The organism is Sporosarcina sp. FSL K6-1522 (assembly GCF_038622445.1).
GTDB lineage: Bacteria > Bacillota > Bacilli > Bacillales_A > Planococcaceae > Sporosarcina.
Map to the genome: position 1 here is coordinate 208674 of NZ_CP152019.1, position 18912 is coordinate 227585.

At 43.1% G+C, this 18912-nt stretch carries 13 protein-coding genes; 1 reads left to right on the forward strand and 12 read right to left on the reverse strand.

The features are described 5' to 3' along the window. Positions 1-186 precede the first annotated feature (186 nt). The 6 genes from MKY34_RS01025 to MKY34_RS01050 form a co-directional block, all read right to left on the reverse strand. Positions 187-1224: a ribonucleotide-diphosphate reductase subunit beta gene (locus tag MKY34_RS01025; protein ID WP_342513405.1), complete on the reverse strand. Its 1038-nt coding sequence runs from the start codon at positions 1222-1224 to the stop codon at positions 187-189. Next, positions 1203-1643 (reverse strand): flavodoxin, encoded by a 441-nt coding sequence (locus MKY34_RS01030; protein WP_342513406.1) that lies wholly within the window; start codon positions 1641-1643, stop codon positions 1203-1205. Before MKY34_RS01030 ends, MKY34_RS01025 begins: the two co-directional genes overlap by 22 nt. Next, complete coding sequence (locus MKY34_RS01035) at positions 1628-3850, reverse strand: ribonucleoside-diphosphate reductase subunit alpha (RefSeq protein ID WP_342513407.1); 2223 nt, start codon at positions 3848-3850, stop codon at positions 1628-1630. The genes MKY34_RS01030 and MKY34_RS01035 overlap by 16 nt, the downstream gene beginning before the upstream one ends. A 509-nt stretch (positions 3851-4359) precedes the next feature. Further along, positions 4360-6174 carry an ABC transporter substrate-binding protein gene (locus tag MKY34_RS01040; RefSeq protein ID WP_342513408.1) on the reverse strand — a complete coding sequence of 605 codons (1815 nt, stop codon included), beginning with the start codon at positions 6172-6174 and terminating at the stop codon, positions 4360-4362. Between the two features lie 36 nt (positions 6175-6210). Continuing rightward, the gene (locus tag MKY34_RS01045; RefSeq protein WP_342513409.1) at positions 6211-7713 is read right to left on the reverse strand and encodes an ABC transporter permease; all 1503 of its coding nucleotides are present in this window, start codon (positions 7711-7713) and stop codon (positions 6211-6213) included. Positions 7714-7726: 13 nt separating this feature from the next. Beyond that, positions 7727-9103: an ABC transporter permease gene (locus MKY34_RS01050; RefSeq protein WP_342515156.1), complete on the reverse strand. Its 1377-nt coding sequence runs from the start codon at positions 9101-9103 to the stop codon at positions 7727-7729. A gap of 201 nt (positions 9104-9304) precedes the next feature. On the opposite strand from MKY34_RS01050, the gene MKY34_RS01055 reads away from it, so the two are divergent. Then, complete coding sequence (locus MKY34_RS01055; RefSeq protein ID WP_342513410.1) at positions 9305-11044, forward strand: ABC transporter ATP-binding protein; 1740 nt, start codon at positions 9305-9307, stop codon at positions 11042-11044. Positions 11045-11143: 99 nt separating this feature from the next. On the opposite strand, the gene MKY34_RS01060 is transcribed toward MKY34_RS01055, so the two are convergent. From MKY34_RS01060 to MKY34_RS01085, 6 genes are all read right to left on the reverse strand, one after another. After that, positions 11144-12517, reverse strand: coding sequence for an LLM class flavin-dependent oxidoreductase (locus tag MKY34_RS01060; protein ID WP_342513411.1), 1374 nt, complete (start codon positions 12515-12517; stop codon positions 11144-11146). A gap of 130 nt (positions 12518-12647) precedes the next feature. Then, complete coding sequence (locus MKY34_RS01065; protein WP_342513412.1) at positions 12648-14606, reverse strand: FtsX-like permease family protein; 1959 nt, start codon at positions 14604-14606, stop codon at positions 12648-12650. After that, positions 14584-15360 (reverse strand): ABC transporter ATP-binding protein, encoded by a 777-nt coding sequence (locus tag MKY34_RS01070; RefSeq protein ID WP_342513413.1) that lies wholly within the window; start codon positions 15358-15360, stop codon positions 14584-14586. Before MKY34_RS01070 ends, MKY34_RS01065 begins: the two co-directional genes overlap by 23 nt. Before the next feature lie 102 nt (positions 15361-15462). Next, positions 15463-16485, reverse strand: coding sequence for a sensor histidine kinase (locus MKY34_RS01075; protein WP_342513414.1), 1023 nt, complete (start codon positions 16483-16485; stop codon positions 15463-15465). 15 nt (positions 16486-16500) lie between these two features. Then, the gene (locus tag MKY34_RS01080; protein ID WP_342513415.1) at positions 16501-17184 is read right to left on the reverse strand and encodes a response regulator transcription factor; all 684 of its coding nucleotides are present in this window, start codon (positions 17182-17184) and stop codon (positions 16501-16503) included. A gap of 94 nt (positions 17185-17278) precedes the next feature. Then, positions 17279-18811: an AbgT family transporter gene (locus tag MKY34_RS01085; protein WP_342513416.1), complete on the reverse strand. Its 1533-nt coding sequence runs from the start codon at positions 18809-18811 to the stop codon at positions 17279-17281. Positions 18812-18912 lie beyond the last annotated feature (101 nt).

An 18912-nucleotide genomic window follows, 5' to 3' on the forward strand; every position in this document is an offset into this window, starting at 1 on the left:
AGTAGTAGGGAATGCCTTAGTTTTGCTGGTGCTAATCTGCTTGCCACCCGTTACAATCGTAGACGTCAAGGTGAATTAACGTGCTATCGTTTTAAATAATGCAAAAAACACCCGCTCAATAAAGAGCAGGTGTTGTAAAAGTAAACTAAGGGTGAAGGAAGGCCTTCTCTTATTCACATTTTCGTTTTACAAATCATCAAAGCCATTCAAATCACTTGTCTTCACATATTGCCTTGATGTCTGTTCAAAGAAGTCGGTTTTCGTATCGTCGAAACTATCGACGTAAGCACGAATCCATTTCATTGGATTGTCGGTGAACTCAGGGTAGATTTCACTCAAGCCTAACATGCGTAACATTTTGTTGGCACGGTATTTCACGTAGCCCGCCATTTCGTCCAGTTCGATGCCTTCAATATCTGCAAGTACATAGCGACTCCAGATAATTTCCTGCTCAACGGAGTGATGGAATTGATCATAAATCCATTCTGTAAATGCTTCCGTATTGAGTTCTGGATTTTCTGCCAGTGCTGCGCGGAAAATGTCGCTGATCGCTTTTCCGTGCTGGAGCTCATCGCGGTTAATATACGAAATCATTGTTGATGTACCAACCATTTTTTGATTGCGTGCTAAGTTGTAGAAGAATGCGAAGCCACTATAGAAAAACAGTCCTTCGAGCAATGTCGTGTACACCATCGCTTTGAGTGCTGACTCAACGGTTGGGTTTTCAGCAAAGTCATTATAGACGTCGACAATTCGTTCATTACGACGCATGAGCACTTCATCTGTACGGCCCATTTCAAATGATGCGAGCTGTTTGTCAAATGTCGTTACTGAGGAAAGAACATACGCATAACTATGATTATGCTCGCTTTCCTGATCCGCAATCGTTGCCATCAGTGATTTAACAGATGGATCTGTCGTATACTGTGCGATTTTCGCTGCGATATCTGTTTGGGGTCCGTCTAATGTCGCCAACAAGCCGATAATTTTTAAGAATGCATCTTGCTCGGCTTGTGTTAAATTAGAAAATTGTTTGACGTCTTGTGTCATATCCACTTCGTTCGCCGTCCAGAAAAGAGAACGGATGCGCTGACGCAATGTATAGAAATGTGGATGCGCAAGGTCATTCCAATTAAGGATACCGCTTGCTTGTCCACCAAAAATAGCAGTTGATTTATTTGGATTTGCTGGTTCGATTACCTTTACTCGTGTAAGTTTTTCCAATGCTTGATGACCCCTTTCGACCATTCGATCACTTTTGTTTCCTGTACGCCACGTGGGCTTTGTTCGATTTTCAGCGGCTCATATGCCGATTCGTAAAAACGTGCCAATTTCACGGCTGCATGACAAAATAATTCGTCGCCCCCAAATTGGGTGTCTCCCGTTCCGAAGACATAAACGTTTTCCGGCTTGTAACCAACGTCTGCAACGAAATCTTTCACTTCATCCGGCGTCGAGCCCTGATCCCACGTGAAGGATCCGATAATCATCGCATCGAAATGGCGGGGGTTTGGAATAACGCCCCCGCCAATACGATACGATGTTACGGAAATGCCTGCATCTGCTAGCTGCGCTTCAATGAGTTCCGCGACTTCTTGTGTATTGCCGCTCCATGTTGCGTAAGCGATTAAGAATGACACCATTCACACTCTTCAATGTCCGTCGCCGTAGAACGCGTGTAATATGTCGTTTTCATGCCTGATTTCCATGCTTGTATGTGAAGGTTTAACAGGACAGAAGCACGGATATTATTCGGAACATATAAGTTGAAAGAAATCCCTTGGTCAATATGTTGCTGTCTCGCTGCATTTTGTTTAATCGACCAACGTTGATCCACAATATACGCAGAGCGACGATACACGTCATACGTGTTGTGATCCAAATCAGGTGCCACAACTGGCAGTTTATAGTCTTTCTTCTCTTCGTGATAAAACGGCTTGAAGACCGGATCAATCGAAGCTGTTGAGCCTGCAATAACGGATGTCGAGCTGTTTGGCGCAACCGCCATTAAATAGCCATTTCGCATACCGTTTGTCGCTACGTCAGCGCGAAGTTCGCGCCATTCGTTCGAATCATAACCTTTGTTGTCGAAATAAGCACCCGACTGCCAATCAGATCCTTCGAATAAAGGATAAGCGCCTTTTTCCTTCGCTAATTCTGATGACGCTTGAATCGTTAAATACGCAATCTTTTCATATAATTTATCGGCATAGTCAACCGCTGCGTCTGATTCCCATTGGATGTTCTGTAACGCCAACAAGTGGTGCCAACCGAACGTTCCTAACCCAATTCCACGGTAACGAGAGTTTGTCCGCTGCGCTTGAACAACCGGAATTTTATTCAAATCAATAACGTTGTCGAGCATGCGCACTTGGATTTTAATAAGGCGTTCCAAAACGCTTGCCGGCACTGCACGTCCAAGGTTAATGGATGATAAGTTACAAACTACGAAATCACCTGGTTTTGAACGTGTTACGACGATATCATCTTCAAGTGTGACAGACTCAAATTGTGTCGCACTTTGATTTTGCATGATTTCTGTACATAAATTAGAAGAATACACCATACCTTTATGCTTGTTTGCATTGGCACGATTGACTTCATCACGGTAGAACATGAATGGTACGCCTGTTTCCAGCTGACTGCGCATAATGCGTTTCATGATATCAATCGCTGGGACTGTTTCTCTGCTCAATTCCGGATGATTAACGCATTCCATATACTTCTCACGGAAAGAACCTGCACCTTTTGTTTCATCATAAAAGTCTTCAAGAGAAAAGCCCATCACTGTCCGAACTTCATGCGGATCAAACAAATGCCAATCGCCACGTGCTTCGACTTGTTCCATATAAATGTCCGGCAAACAAACACCTGTGAAAATATCATGCGCACGTAAACGCTCGTCCCCATTGTTTAATTTCAAATCAAGGAACGTGAAGATATCCTTATGGAAAACGTCTAGGTACACAGCGATTGCGCCTTGGCGTTGTCCTAGCTGATCAACGCTTACTGCTGTGTTGTTCAACTGTTTAATCCATGGAAGCACACCGCTTGATGCACCTTTAAAACCTCTAATAGATGAACCACGGCTACGTACTTTCCCCATATAGACGCCGATACCGCCGCCATATTTCGACAAGTTCGCGATGTCCGTGTTGCTGTCATAAATGCCTTGTAGTGAATCGTCTACTGTGTCGATGAAGCAGCTCGATAATTGACCATGTGGTTTCCCAGCATTCGACAACGTCGGTGTTGCAACCGTCATATATAAGCTACTCATTGCCCAGTAGGATTCTGCTACTTTTTCAAGACGATTTTCCGTCTCATCTTGCATGAGCATCATCGCAATAACGAGCCAGCGTTCTTGTGGTAATTCAACAGATTTGTTATCAAAATTAACGGCTACATAGCGGTCCATTAATGTTTTTAAACCAATGTATGTAAACAGTTTGTCTCGCTCTGGTTCAATGATTTTGCCAAGCGAGTTCAAGTCTTCTTGTGAATATTTTTCTGTGATGACAGGTGTATAGAGGCCCTGGTCAACAAGTCGTGCAACGTTTGCCGCGAAGTCTGTGTATACTTTTGCACCGCGCAGCTGTTCTTGACGATTGTAGACATCCTGTAGATGAATACGTGCCGCAATGAATGTCCAATACGTCGCTGCCTCGTCCAAGTTACTGAGCGACTCAAGTGTCATCGCCTTCGCCCAATCAGATTCCGTACCTTCAGGGTGCTTCTGTTGCCAGCGTTCACTCGCAATGACAAGCGGTTCAATTTTCCCTACACCAAATTCACTTTGTAATCCGTCCAATACTACATCGATGCCTGTTTTCGCAATTTTCGTTGCCATAATGACCGTCTCCTCCTAATATTACGCATATATCGTGCATATGCTTTCGTAGTTTCCAATAAAAAAGCGATGAATCTACCCTTTCGGCAGAGCTATCGCTCATTAGGTTCAGTGCTAGAAACAAAACAAGTTCGTCACCCTCGTTCGGATGACATATCGTTTACTTCCACCGTTCAACCTCCGAAGATAATGGGAAACTTCCACCAAACAGATGTCCGTACCTTTTCATCGCTCAATACTATATGTTGTGCCTTATTCACTTTATATACCCTAACATGTTGTGGTCCACACGTAAATAGGAAAAAAGTTTTCCCAACTGCTCGCCTCCAACTTATCCACATATCCACAGTCATTTTCAAGACCGTCATCATCAGCATTCTTTCAAATGTCCCCAAAGTTATAAACAATAATTGAGTCAACAAAAAAATTATCGAAATTTCTTTTCCACCACCAGCCCGACAAAAAAGCCCAACATCCGCTTTGATAACACGGATGTTGGACCCCTATTTTTACTTTTTACTTTCTTTATATTTCGCCAAATACTCTTCCACTTTTGCAGGATCTGCTACTAACTCATTGCCCGTTTTAACAATTGGGCTCACTGTAGAGAATGCCTTGATTTTGTTGCCTTGGTAGAAGTCTAAAAACTCGTCTTGGTTAATGGAGTAAAGGACCGCTTTTCGTAGATCTTCACTTGTCGCTACATCACGATTCGCTGTATTGAATAGCAAGTATGTGACCGCATTACTTTCAATGCTTTGGAGCGTCAGCTTGCTATCACTTTCAATGACGTCAAATTTCGTTTCTGGCACAGCGTAGAACAAATCGATTTCACCGTTACGTAGCGCCGCCAGTGTGCTATCTTGATCTTTGATGAAACGCATTGTCACGTTTGAAATTTTAGGATCATGTTTTGTCCCCTTCATATAGCTAGGGTTCTTTTGAAAATTCGCTTCATAATCATTTTTAGTAGACAAAATGTAAGGACCACTTGTGTACAATGTATTGTTATATTGAGCGCCTTCAGTTACTGTGTTTTGATCGCCATATGGAATGTCTTTGTTGACGTCGAAAGTTGCTACATCATACGTATTGATGCTTTCAACTTGTTTTTTAGAGACAATCCCCGCAGATTGGTGCGCCAAGTAATTTAATACTTGTGGGAATGGCTCTGTTGTCGTCATTTTCACAACTTGGTATTTACCTTCTTTATTATTCGCTTGTGTTTTATCTTCTACAAGCTCCGTAATGTTAGCGTCTAGATCTTTCTCCAGCGCTTCTTTCACAGACACACCGCCACTCGCTTCTTTCACACCTTCAAGTGTAGCCAAGTCTGTGACAAGTTCTACATCTTTAATATGCTCATGCAAGCTGTACGTACGGTGATCGGGTACAGATTCTGGATCTTTTGCACGGTTTAGCGAGAAGATGACATCATCAGCACCTACACGCTCACCTGTATCTACTGCTTTCTTATCCTCAATTTTCGCAAAGTTAATGTCATCGCGTAATACGAAATAGTATTCAGAGTTACCTTCCGCGATGCTGTGATTTAGCGATAATGAACCTTCAGACGTAATTTTATCATCATCTGTCAGATTCACTAAACGAACATACATATTTGTATTAATGATGTTGATGGAACCATCATTTCCTTTAATCGGATCCAATGACGTCAATGTCGGCATCGTTTGTGATAATACAAGCGGTTGTGTCGCATTCTTTGACTGATCATTGAACTCTACTTCTTCCCATGGAAGAGAGCGTGATTTTGACAATCGAACTGTGTCTACATTTAAGACATCTTTATTGATGGCTTGTGTTTTATAAGAAATATACAGCGGTGCAATATACGCTTTATCCGTTACTATACGTTGCTCCAACTCTTTGTATGTCTCTTTGTATTCTTCAACTGTTTGTGTAGCTGCTTTATCAATCAGTGTATCCACTTCAGAATCCGCTAAAATACTATAGTCGCCGCCTGTTTTAAAAATCGAGCGCACTGCGTAATCCGGATTTCCTGTTACAGTCGTCCAGCCAGATAAGGAAATATCAAAATTCCCAGCATCTTGCTGTGCTTTAAAGCTACCATAATCGGGCTGCATATTGATTTTGACATCAAAACCGTTCTTTGTGAGCTGGTCACGCACAATGTTAATATCGGACTCCCCACTGCTCATACCAAGGAGTTCAATCGTTACTTTGCCATCGCCGCCCCCATCATTTTTCGAATCGCCTTTTTCTTTCACGTCCGACTTCGTCTGGACACACCCTGCTAACGCCAATACTAAAGCGAGCATAAGTAGCAATAGTTGTTTCTTCATCTTAATGCCTCCTGTACATAATTTTTTCTACTTCCTTCAATCTAATTTTGGATCCAGCGCATCTCGAAGCCCATCTCCCAAAAAGTTAAAGGATAAGACTAACAAGATAATGGCAAGACCCGGATAAATTGCTAGATAAGAATTTGACTCCAAATACGTACTACCCAACTTTAAAATATTTCCCCACTCTGGAATATGTGGCTCTACCCCAAGCCCCAGATAACTCAAGCTGCTTGTTGCAATCACGGCACTCCCGATTGTCAGTGTTGCTTTCACAATCATCGGTGCTAACGCATTTGGCACGATATGTTTGAAAATAATCGTAAAATCCTTTTCGCCAAGCGCCCGTGCAGAATCGACATATTCCAAATTGGAAACCATGAGTACATTCGCTCGCATCGTCCGAGCATACGTAGGAATTGCCCCAACGCTCAGCGCTAAAATTAAATTCGTTGTATTTGCCCCAAATGCAGCAATAATCGCAATTGCCAACAGAATTCCAGGAACTGCATACAACACGTCTAACAAGCGCATAATAATATTATCTGTGCGTTGACTATAATAACCAGCGAATGCTCCTAACATACCGCCGATAATAGCTGGAATAATTGTGGAAAGAAAGCCCACGATCAATGAAATTCTTGCTCCAAAAATAATTCTTGAAAATAAATCTCGACCGAAATTATCCGTGCCGAGTGGATATGTAATACTTGGGCTTTGGAGAATTGCACTATAATTATTTTCTATCGCTAAACTATAATCAAATGTAAAATTACTACAAATCGAAATCGACAGCATTAGAACGATAAAGAACAACCCTAATACAGAAGTCGTATTGCGCGTAATTTTCCCCCAAATCGTATTCCATTTAATGATGGTCGATAAATCGGACCCACGCGCTTTCATGATCAAGTTCAGTCCTAGCAATAACGCAAAAAGGTTTCCTGTCGCAGCCGTGATGATTAAAGGAATCGCTAGGAACATCATCCAACGCTCCGCCGTTTCCTCTTCAACATGCTTTGCCACCAACACCAACGCCACTACATAGAAAACTGCAATGGCTACTAAAACCCCCATCGCCACTAAAAACGTATCCGCTACATAAGGCTTAAAGAGATTTAACGCCGATATCGCAATGACGAAAAGCTGCGTCAGCAGCATATAAACCGCAAAGGTATAATCTGGCGTCTTTTTCCTTTTGATCAAATTAAACGCAAAGGTCAAAATAATAATATTGCCCGTCACAATACTGAGCAACTGCACATACCCTAACTTTCTGGTCATGCTTTGGATATGCCCAGTTGTCGACAGATCTCGCTTAATCTTCAGCGTCACTGCAATTTGAATACCCGTAAAGATGGCATATGCCACAAAAACATTAAACATAAACGGCTTCAACGCCATCGTTGAAAAATTGAAACTATTTAACCCGAAAACAACAGTCAGTGCCAGTGACGTAATCCATGTGAAGCTAGCTTGTGTATATTCTGGTGAATGCTTCAATACTTTTTTCTTATCAATCGCTATACTTGTCTCCATCGCTGCACCTGCTTTAATTTTGTTTCATCTTCGAACGAATGCGAGGATCAAAAAACGCATACAAAATATCGATGAAAATATTTACTAACGAAATGGTGATGGCAATATAAACTACACCACCTAAAATCCCCGGAATATCTGGAATGAATTGCTTGTCTACAATATAACTTCCAATCCCACTAATATTGAAAACCTTCTCCGTTACAGCCGCTCCACCTAGCATGCCTCCAAACAGCAAGCCAATGACCGTGATTATCGGAATCATGGCATTCCCTACCGCATGCTTCCATAATACTTGGCTTTGGTTAAGCCCTTTTGCTTTTGCCGTAATAATGTAATCTTCATTAATAATCTCCAACATCGACGAGCGAGTCATCCGCGCTACCGAAGCTGTTAGCGCCGTTCCAAGAACGACAACCGGCATAATCATCGACAAGCCATTCTGCGGACTATAAGTAGCTGGCAACCATTGCAATTTAATGGAAAAATTAAGAATAAAGATTAACCCTTGCCAAAAGTTCGGAATGGACAAACCAATGAGTGCGATGAACATAAATGTATAGTCAAAAAATGAATTCGGCCTTGTTGCAGATATAATGCCGATTGGAATCGCGATGACAACCGCCATCAAGAGCGAGTAAAGTGCGATTGTAAACGTAATTGGAAACTTATTTGCAATACTCGTTGCGACGTCTTCATTGCCCGTAAAGGAAGTTCCTAAATCGAAGGTGAATATTCCTTTAATAGCGTTCCATAATTGCGTTAAATACGGTAAATCCAGCCCATATAACTTATTGAATGCGGCAATCTGTTCTTTCGTTCCCGTTTCCCCAATAATATTAGCCGCAGGATCAAACGGCGAAATGTATAAAATGCTGAAGACCAGCACAACAACCCCTAAAATGACGAAAATCCCCATGACTAACCTTTCAAGAATAAACTTCACGTAAGGATTGCTCACTAACAACATTAGCAAATACATCAAAATGCCAGGGATGAACGTTATAACTAAAAATAGCGGTTTGGACAATAGCGTTTGAAAGAAATGCGCATACGTAAATTTCTTTTCGCCTTTTCTCTTAAGTGCCTCATCCGTCTTTTGAAGCACAACCTTCAAAAATTGGGCTTCCGCTAATTTCTCTGCTTCCTTCTCAGTTTCCGCTTTACTCACGTTTTGCGAGAAAAAGGCTTGTTTTCGAGTGAGCTGTTCGGTAAATTCCTGTTTTAGTCCATCCCGATAGCCCTCTTCATGCAAACCTTGTTTTATTTCCTCAAGCACTGAAGAATAGATCGTATTTTTCTTTTTAAATAAATAGATAAGCCCGACAACTAGATGGATTGGAAACCCTAAAACTAACAGTAAGTATTTGTAAGATAAATGCGTTTGCATCTTGCTGTACGTGTGTTGAAGGATGGTTATTATACCCAGTTTATTCGTCTCTATTTTGCTACCTTCCACTGACATGTAACCCCCTTTCTCCCTATATTGCATAAATCAAATTATTATAGTAAAGTTTATTTTAAATATACTGAGAAGTCAATGCAATTTAACTTTCTACTATATAAATTCAAGAATCGGCAGGTGTGTGCTTTGCAATCAATTTTGAAAGTGGAAGATCTACGCGTTTCATTTCAATCCAAAGATCAGGAATTTGAAGCCGTGCGCGGTGTCAGTTTTGAAGTACGAAAAGGTGAAACGCTAGGCATTGTAGGTGAGTCAGGGAGTGGAAAAAGTGTCACCGCCCGAAGCATTATGCGCCTGCTCCCCTCTCCTCCTTCCTTTATGAAAAGTGGAGAAATTACTTTTCTAGGTGAAAACCTTGCTCATAAAACAGAAAAAGAAATGGAAAGTATTCGTGGTCGTGATATTAGTATGATTTTTCAAGACCCGATGACGTCTCTCAATCCGACAATCCGAATTGGGAAACAAATTGCAGAGAGCCTTATTAAACACCAACAACTGTCGAAAGCTGAAGCAAAAAAACAAGCGATTGATATTTTAAAACTTGTAGGCATTCGGGATAGCGAAACACGGTACAACCAATTTCCACATGAGTTTTCCGGCGGAATGCGGCAACGGGTCATGATTGCCATTGCACTTGCTTGCCGACCAACCTTGCTTATTGCCGATGAACCAACAACTGCACTCGATGTCACCATCCAAGCGCAAATTTTAAATGTCATGAAGGACATGCAGCAAAAATTTGAGACTTCGATTATTTTAATTACCCATGACTTAGGTGTTGTGGCCGGGATGTGTGATCGCGTCGTCGTCATGAAGGGCGGAGAAGTTGTTGAAACGGGAATCACGGAAGAAATCTTCGAAAACCCAAAGCATCCTTATACGAAAAAGCTATTAAATGCCTTGCCTCGCTTGAATGAAAAAAAGAAAACGAAACGGCCTCCGCTCATTTCGGCCAATATGGACCCGACAACACCTTTGCTCGATGTTAGATCCCTGAAACAGCATTTTGACATGGGGAAAGGTAATTATTTAAAAGCTGTCGACGACATTAGCTTCACCATTAAACCTGGTGAAACGCTGGGCCTTGTCGGTGAATCTGGTTCAGGAAAATCGACAACGGGCCGCGCTATTTTACGCCTGCATGAACCGACGGATGGAGACGTGTTGTATCAAGGAATGGCCGTCAATCGACTGTCAAAAGGTGAAATGAAAACGATGCGGCGGCATATGCAGATGATTTTTCAAGATCCTTACTCATCACTAAATCCACGCTTTAAAGTGTTAGATATCATCGGACAAGCACTCGATATCCATCAATTAGCGAGCAGTAAAAGTGAACGTAAAAAACGGGTGGAAGAGCTACTGGACTTAGTAGGACTTGAATCTTCTCATGCTATGCGCTATCCACATGAATTTTCAGGTGGACAGCGGCAACGGATCGGTATTGCACGTGCGCTAGCGGTTGAACCAAAATTCATCGTCTGTGACGAACCGCTGTCAGCACTCGATGTGTCCATTCAATCGCAAATTGTGACCTTATTGGAAGACCTTCAACATCGCCTAGGGCTCACCTATTTATTTATCGCGCATGACTTGTCGATGGTGAAACATATTAGTGACCGCGTAGCCGTGATGTATGCAGGAAAAATTGTTGAGCTTGCCGAAAGTGAAGAGCTTTACAGCAATCCACAGCATGCCTACACAAAATCACTACTGGCAGCCATCCCCATTCCCGATCCTAAAATCGAGGCCAAGAAAAAACGGGTCTTGCTTGAGGAACAAACCGGGGCGGATAAATACAACTTACAACAATCTGAGCTTGTGGAAATTTCTGAGGGGCATTGGGTTGCGGTGCCGAAGAATTAAAGAAGTTAAGCCCTCACCTCATTACATTTGGGATGAGGGCTTTTTTAAGTGGGGCAATGAAAAACAACGTCTTACAAAGACAATCGAATCGCAACATACTCATTCATAGACTGGTTCTTTGACGTTTTCGCCTTTTTCCTTCTCACTAGACGCCCCTTGCGCATAGCGATTCTCCACAAATGACAGCCCTAAATTCCCGCGTAACGTATCGGCTTCGTAATCCAAACGGAAAAGCCCTCTTTCTTGCAGTATCGGTACGACTTTCTCGACAAAGTCGCTCAATCCGCTAGGCAAATTAGCAACCAGCATGAAGCCATCTATCGCCTGCTTGTCATACCATTCTTGCATCAGACTTGCTACACTCTCCGGCGTCCCAATAAACGGCGTCTGCGGTGTGGCCTCCCGAAGCGCAACTTGGCGAAGGGTTAAATTCTGTTCACGCGCTTCTCTTTTAATACGATCGGTATCGCTTTGGAAACCATTTTCTCCTATATCACCTAGGTCCGGAAATGGTTGATCCAATGGATATTGCGAGAAATCATGATGGCCAAAATGCCTGCCTAAAAAAGCGAGCGCTTGGTCGATTGTTACTAAGCTAGCAAGTTCTTCATACTTCTTTACAGCCTCTTCCTTTGTGTCACCGATAATCGGACTGATACCTTGTACTACAATGAGCTTCTCTGGATTTCTCCCACACGCGGCCGCTCTCCTTTTGACGTCTTGGTAATAATCCCGCGCCTCTTCCAATGCAGGCATAATTGCGAAAACAACATCCGCTTCCTTCGCCGAAAACGCTTTGCCATCCTCCGAAGAACCTGCTTGAAAAATAACAGGTTGACTCTGTTTTGAACGACTAATATTCAATGGTCCTTGTACAGAAAAGAAGTCACCTTGATGATTCAAACGATGTAATTTATCAGGATTAAAGAACTCACCTGTCTCCTTATTACGAATAAAGGCATCGTCTTCCCACGAATCCCACAGCCCCTTCATCACTTCCACAAACTCAGACGCCATCTGATAGCGCGCTTTGTGATCCGGATGTCCTTCCATACTTTTACTGAAATTCAACGCCGTTTTTTCAAGTCCCGACGTCACCGCATTCCACCCCGCGCGTCCCCCGCTAATCATATCCAGCGAAGCAAATTGACGCGCAGCTGAAAACGGCTCACTATAAGTCGTTGACAATGTACCAACTAAGCCGATTTTCGATGTCACCGCAGCAAGTGCAGAAAGAACCGTCAATGGCTCAAATCGGTTCAAATAATGTGGATTGGATTTCTCCGTAATGTATAGCGCATCCGCAATAAACACAAAATCGAATTTCCCTTGTTCCGATAGTTGTGCTTGCTGTTTATAAAACTCGAAACTGACACTTGCATCGGCTGGCATCTCAGGATGTCTCCAGTCCGACATTTTTTCGCCAACACCGTGAATCATCGTCCCTAACTTTAGCTGTCTTTGTGTTGTCACCTTTATCTCTCCAGTCCATTGTTTCTTTTTCACCTCCTATCATCTCATTAGTACATTCAGGTGACAAGACACCCAATAACAAAAAACAAACGCGAACACGACTGATTCACGTTTGTTTTGGTTTAAATCTTTATAGAGCTGCTTTCACAGTCTTTCTATAATAACCAACCGTTAAGAAAGCAAACACTAAGTAAATCAATGCGTACAAGCCTATCGCAATCGAGGCCGGTACAGTAATATCAGACATGAACAGAAATGACGCAGCTTTAATGGCAAATATCGAATGCAATAAACCGATGAGCAATGGTACACCAAAGACAAATACTTGCTTACGGACAATACCGCGCATAATGTCTTGCACTGTGAAACCAAGCTGACGTAGTGTTGCATAACTTTGCTTCTCCTGCTCTGCTTCTGTCATTTGTTTGAAGTACAAAATACTACCTGTCGAGATGAGGAACACAAGTCCAAGGAAACCTGCGATAAAGATAAGTAAACCGCTACTCTGAATCGAATTTTGATAGTACGTATGATAATCCATACGATATTCCGAAGGGACACCCCCTGCATATTTGTCCTGCATGAAAATAGCAGATGCCTTCGCAAGCTGATCATTATCCCTCACTTGGAACGTCTCAATCGCCAACGACCAACCATCGTCCTCATCAGTCGCTAGCTGCCTTTGCAACTCTGCGAACGTGTCCTCACTGACAACCATTGGACTACCGCCAAGATTCATATTCATAATACTAGTCTCTTCAACAGCAACTACCTCGATGGGCAGTTCCGTATCATGTTCCATAATCGTCAGCGTAGCTGGAAACTCCTCTGGCTTTGCTTCTAGCTGCAAATTCATATTATAGGCAATTGCGCTACCTTTTGGAGGAATTTGTACATCTTTCCCCGCCGCACGTAATTGCTCTGCTACGTAAAATGAAACAGAAGGACGCACATTATTGGCGCCTGACCAATAAGGACTGGAAATATCAAGCATACCTCCTGTATCCATTGCGCTAATAGATGTCCACTTGAAGTCAATACCTGCCACTTTCAGTTCCTCAGCAAATTCATCTGCCAGACCTTCCTCATGCGGATAATTTGTAAAGGTAAAATCGAAAGGCATCATCGACCGTGCCATTTTTTCAGATGAGTAATACAGTGAATACGCCCCCGCCACCATTGCAAGTGTCATGGCAGACAATACCGTAATAATTGTCAAAGAGTTGGCATTTGCTTTCATGCGATGCATAAGTGGGGCAAGCGACAGACTATTATGCAGCCCAAGATGCCCTTGTTTCCTTGTACGAATCTGATAAAACAACCAACTGATTGTCACACGGAATACGAGATAGGTTCCGAAAATCGTTGAAGCAAGTACCGCTAACATGTTAAACAAGATCATTTCATTCATCATGCGACCTGATAACCAATAACCGTAAATAATGAGCCCGATTCCGAGAAGCGCCAACACCGCTGACACAACCGTTTTCGGCTTTTTCGGATGCTCTCCCCTTTTATCCGCATTGAATAAATCCAGTAATGTATTGCGATAAACAGCCACTAACATTTGAGCAGACGTCAGCGCAATGATGGCAACAAAGACAATAGCCGTTTGAATAATCGCTGCCAGTGAAAAGGACACCGTAATAAACCCATCATATCCAATCAACTTCATCAGTAGTAATAAGAATACACGCGAAACCAGCACCCCTGTGCCAATCCCAATGACAAGTGCACCTGCACCCAGAAGGGCATTTTCAATAATAAGCAGACGCGCCACTGCGCCTTTCGTCAAGCCAATTAATTGATAAAGCCCAATTTCCCGACTTCTTCTTTTCAGGAAAATAGCATTCGCATAGAAAACGAATATACCTGCAATGACAATTAGTAAAATACCCGCTGCTTTAAATGCCGCTTCCATATTCATCGACTTCGCTGATTTCTCGATAACAGCTGCATCATGTTGTAGCGTCGCAAAAACAAAGTACAGCACGACACTGAAAATCAGCGCGAAAAAGTACAAATAATAATGCTTTATATTCTTCCGCATACTCCGGATAACAAGGTCAAATAGTGTCAACGCTGTCACCCCCGAGAACGCCTTGAACGCTCAAGATGTCCTGGAAAAAGGCTTGTCGTGTTTTATCACCACGATAAAGTTCTGAGTAGATATTGCCGTCTTTCAAGAAAACGACACGGCTACAATAGCTAGATGCCACCGGATCATGCGTCACCATCATGATTGTGACACCACGTTTTTTATTGACATCCTCCATCGTGCCAAGTAACGAAGACGCTGATTTCGAATCGAGTGCACCTGTTGGTTCATCCGCGAATACCATCGAGGGTTTATTGATCAGTGCTCTTGCCGCAGACGTCCGTTGCTTTTGCCCACCTGAAATTTCATGGGGATATTTATGCGCAAGGTCTTTAATACCGAGAATATCCGCAATAGCGTTAAACTCTGCCTCCGCCACTTGTTTCTTCATTTTCCCAAGCGAAACGGGCAGTAAAATATTTTCCTTCACCGTCAATGTATCGAGCAAGTTATAATCTTGGAAGATGAAGCCCAACTTATCACGACGAAAGGCAGATAACTCCGCGTCTTTCATTCTCGAAATATCGGAACCTCCAATAAGTATAGAGCCTTCTGTCGCACGGTCAATGGTTGCAAGCACATTGAGTAATGTCGTCTTTCCTGCTCCCGACGGCCCCATAATACCGACAAATTCCCCCTCACCTACACGAAGATTGATGCCTTTTAACACTTGTTGAACATTGCCACGTGTACCGTATGATTTTCGCACGTTTTGTGCGTGTAAAATAGTTGTATGTTGTTCCACCTAAATAGCCTCCCTGTTTGTTCATGTCCTTAGTGTACTGCGGCATTTCGTCTCGGTCGTTTGATTTGCATGACAAACAGGTCGGTCAATGTGACAGTGTTGTCACGTTAGGATTTTATCGAAGGCATTTTGAGTTGAAAATGTCAGCTGAAAAGTAGTTCCCTGTCCTATTTCAGATTGCACCTGAAGCGTGATACCAATTTTCTCCGCAACAGTTTGTGCAAGGTACAGCCCTAGTCCCGTTGCTGCATTTTGTAGTCTTCCCGTACCGCCCGTAAATCCTTTATCAAAAATACGCGGCAGATCATGCGGTTGAATGCCCGGCCCTTCGTCTTTTATAGCGAGCATGACGTTGCCACTTGGATTAACCGTTGTCGAGATGAAGATCGCGCCACCAACTGGGCTATATTTTACCGCATTCGTCAGGATTTGTCGGATAATAAATCGACTCCATTTACGATCCGTTACGACTGTTGCATCGTCCCCTTCAAATTCGACAGCAACGTTCTTTTCCATACACCATGTCCCAAGTTCACGCACTTCCGCCGCAACCAGTCGGTGAACCTCAGTGCTCTCCAACACATAATCCGCTTCAAGCGTTGGCAGGCGCGATATGTACAGTTGTTGGTCAATTAGCAAATAGACACGAAGCCATTCTGCTTCAATTTTTCGAATAACAGACTCATGACGATGCCCATCAATCGTCAGCTTCATCGCAGTAAGTGGCGCTTTTACTTCATGTATCCATGCGGCTGTGTAATCGCCTTCCATGATATTCGCTTGTCGTATGTCAGCTAATTCCCTTGAAAAGGATAACGCCGCGAGACGTAACACTTCCTTTATCACTTCATCTCGTGTAAAAGTCGGTTCCGGCAACGATTCATGCCAATCAATGACAGAACCGTTCATAAATGTAGCCAATTCTTTTGAGAACCGCATTTCTTGTCGGTAACGCCACATCACAAAGAGTGAAAGGGCTATTAGTAACAACACATTGAAATACAACGCCGATGAAAACTTCACATCAATGCCTTGATCCAGCCAAATAATCAGATCTGCGAAACCAAGTGCCAGTAGGAAGAAAACAATCCAACTCTTCATATCCTTTACATAACTGATGAACATGTGGATAACTCCTCCCTACAGCGTAATCGCCATATATCCTAGCCCTTTTTTCGTCACAATCGCTTCCCCCAGTCCAAGTTCCGCAAGCCTTTGGCGAAGGCGCGTTACATTGACCGTCAGCGTATTATCATTCACAAATCGCTCATCATCCCATAACTTGCGGATCAAATCATCGCGAGAGACAATTTCGTCCGTTGATTGGACCAGTATCGCCAATATGAAAAACTCATTTTTCGTCAGTTCTACTTCCTTGCCATCCATCCTAATCACATTGCGTTTCATATCAATCACTGCACCGTTCCACTCAAGCACATCCGACGTTTCTTCTCCGTACGCATAAGTACGGCGCAAAATTGCCTGAATTTTAGCGAGCAACACGTCCGTATGGAAAGGTTTCTGTATGTAGTCATCCGCCCCCATATTCATCGCCATCACCATGTCCATCGGATGATCGCGAGAGGACAAAAAGAGAATCGGCACTTTCGACACCGCACGCATCTCACGGCACCAATGAAACCCGTCATACGCCGGCAACTGGATGTCCATAATGACGAGATGAGGCTTCTCTTGAATAAAACTTCCCATGACATCATGAAAATCAGTCGGCCCCGTCACATTGAACGACCACTGTCCCAGCCGTTCTTTTAACGAATCAAATATAGCCACATCGTCTTCCACGATGAAAACGTTCATATCCACATCGATGCACTTCCTTTCTTCTAATTATTTTAACAATAATAGGTAGAAGATACAAAGAGGCCTTGAAAGCAATCGCTCCCAAGGCCTCACGTGATTATTTTGAATAGTAAATACCTGAACCTGGTCCTAAATCAAGACCGAACAACATCCAGGCAATAAGTGTCAATGTCCAGAAAAACAGGAAGAACATACTATATGGGAACATGACCGAAATCAGTGTTCCAATCCCCATTTTCTTATCGTATTTTTGTGCGAAGGCAATAATAATCGCAAAATACGTCATAAGTGGCGAAATAATATTCGTCGAAGAGTCCGCAACACGATACGCCATTTGCGTTAACTCTGGCGAATAGCCCAACTCCATCATAATCGGTACAAATACCGGCGCCATCATCGCCCATTTCGCAGATGCACTCCCGATGAACAAGTTGATAAATGCTGAAATAAGGATGAATGTCAAAATAAGTGGAATGCCCGTCAAGCTAATGCTATCCAGGAATTGCGCACCGTAAACGCCAATCATCAGTCCCATATTAGACTCTGTGAAAAAAGCAACGAACTGACCTGCTGTAAATGACAGGACAATGAACATGCCCATTGCCGCCATCGTTCCCGACATCATCGCCGCCACATCTCGATCACTCTTAATCACTTTCGTCACTCTCCCGTACACAAGACCAGGAATGAAGAACAGAATCGTAATGATTGGTACCAAAGAACTCATAAATGGTGAACGAATGATTGGCATTTCACCTTCCACTCCGCGCAATGGCGCGCCTTCTGGAAGAACGAGCAATGCAAACAAAATACTGGCGATAACCACAGAAACTGTCGCCCACACAAGACCTTTTTTCTCCGTCGCTGTCAGCTTTTCCATTGTCTCGCGGAATTCACCTGTATATTCACCAAGACGTGGTTCAACAATCTTCTCTGTCACCCACGCCCCAACAAACGTCAGAACGAATACAGAAGCGATGATGAAGAAGTAGTTCATCGCAATGTTCATATTCGCTGCATAAGCCGGATCAATGATCGCTGCCGCCTCAATCGTTAATTGACCTAGCATTGCATCTGTCCCTGACAGGAATAAGTTCGCACTAAATCCTCCAGAAACCCCAGCAAATGCAGCCGCAAGTCCCGCCAATGGATGGCGTCCAATTGCTGCGAAAATCACTGCGCCAAGCGGAGGCAATACAACGTATCCCGCATCCGACGCAACACTCGACATAACACCCGCAAAAACAAGCCCCGCAGTGATTAAACGCTTCGGTACAGACATGACAAAGCCGCGTAACAATGCGCTAATCAAGCCAGAACCTTCTGCAATTCCGATTCCAAGCATCGTTAACAGCACGACACCAAGCGGCGCAAACCCAACAAAGTTCGCCGTCATCGTGGTAAATATGTATTCAATACCTTCCCCACTCAACAAGTTTTTAACCTCTACAATTTCACCCGGTTTTCCCGGATGCTCGACCGTTAGGCCAAATAACGAAATGATCCATGAAAGGACCAAAACAAGTGCTGCTAATCCAGCAAATAACGTCACTGGATGCGGAAGCCTATTTCCTGTTTTCTCGATCATATCCAAGAACTTTTCGAATAAACCTCTTCTTTTCGTTTCCATGAGAAACTCCTTCCAAACTAGTAATCACTTAAGAAAAATTCAGAAAATAGCTTCCGGTTTCTTGAGTAATTATCAGTATATAAGATATCTCATATTACTTA

Coding starts and splice junctions, on each gene's coding strand:
- MKY34_RS01050 (WP_342515156.1), bottom strand. CDS start 9,103: ATGCAAACGCATTTATCTTACAAATACTTACTGTTAGTTTTAGGGTTT.
- MKY34_RS01075 (WP_342513414.1), bottom strand. CDS start 16,485: ATGTTCATCAGTTATGTAAAGGATATGAAGAGTTGGATTGTTTTCTTC.
- MKY34_RS01030 (WP_342513406.1), bottom strand. CDS start 1,643: ATGGTGTCATTCTTAATCGCTTACGCAACATGGAGCGGCAATACACAA.
- MKY34_RS01085 (WP_342513416.1), bottom strand. CDS start 18,811: ATGGAAACGAAAAGAAGAGGTTTATTCGAAAAGTTCTTGGATATGATC.
- MKY34_RS01045 (WP_342513409.1), bottom strand. CDS start 7,713: ATGGAGACAAGTATAGCGATTGATAAGAAAAAAGTATTGAAGCATTCA.
- MKY34_RS01035 (WP_342513407.1), bottom strand. CDS start 3,850: ATGGCAACGAAAATTGCGAAAACAGGCATCGATGTAGTATTGGACGGA.
- MKY34_RS01040 (WP_342513408.1), bottom strand. CDS start 6,174: ATGAAGAAACAACTATTGCTACTTATGCTCGCTTTAGTATTGGCGTTA.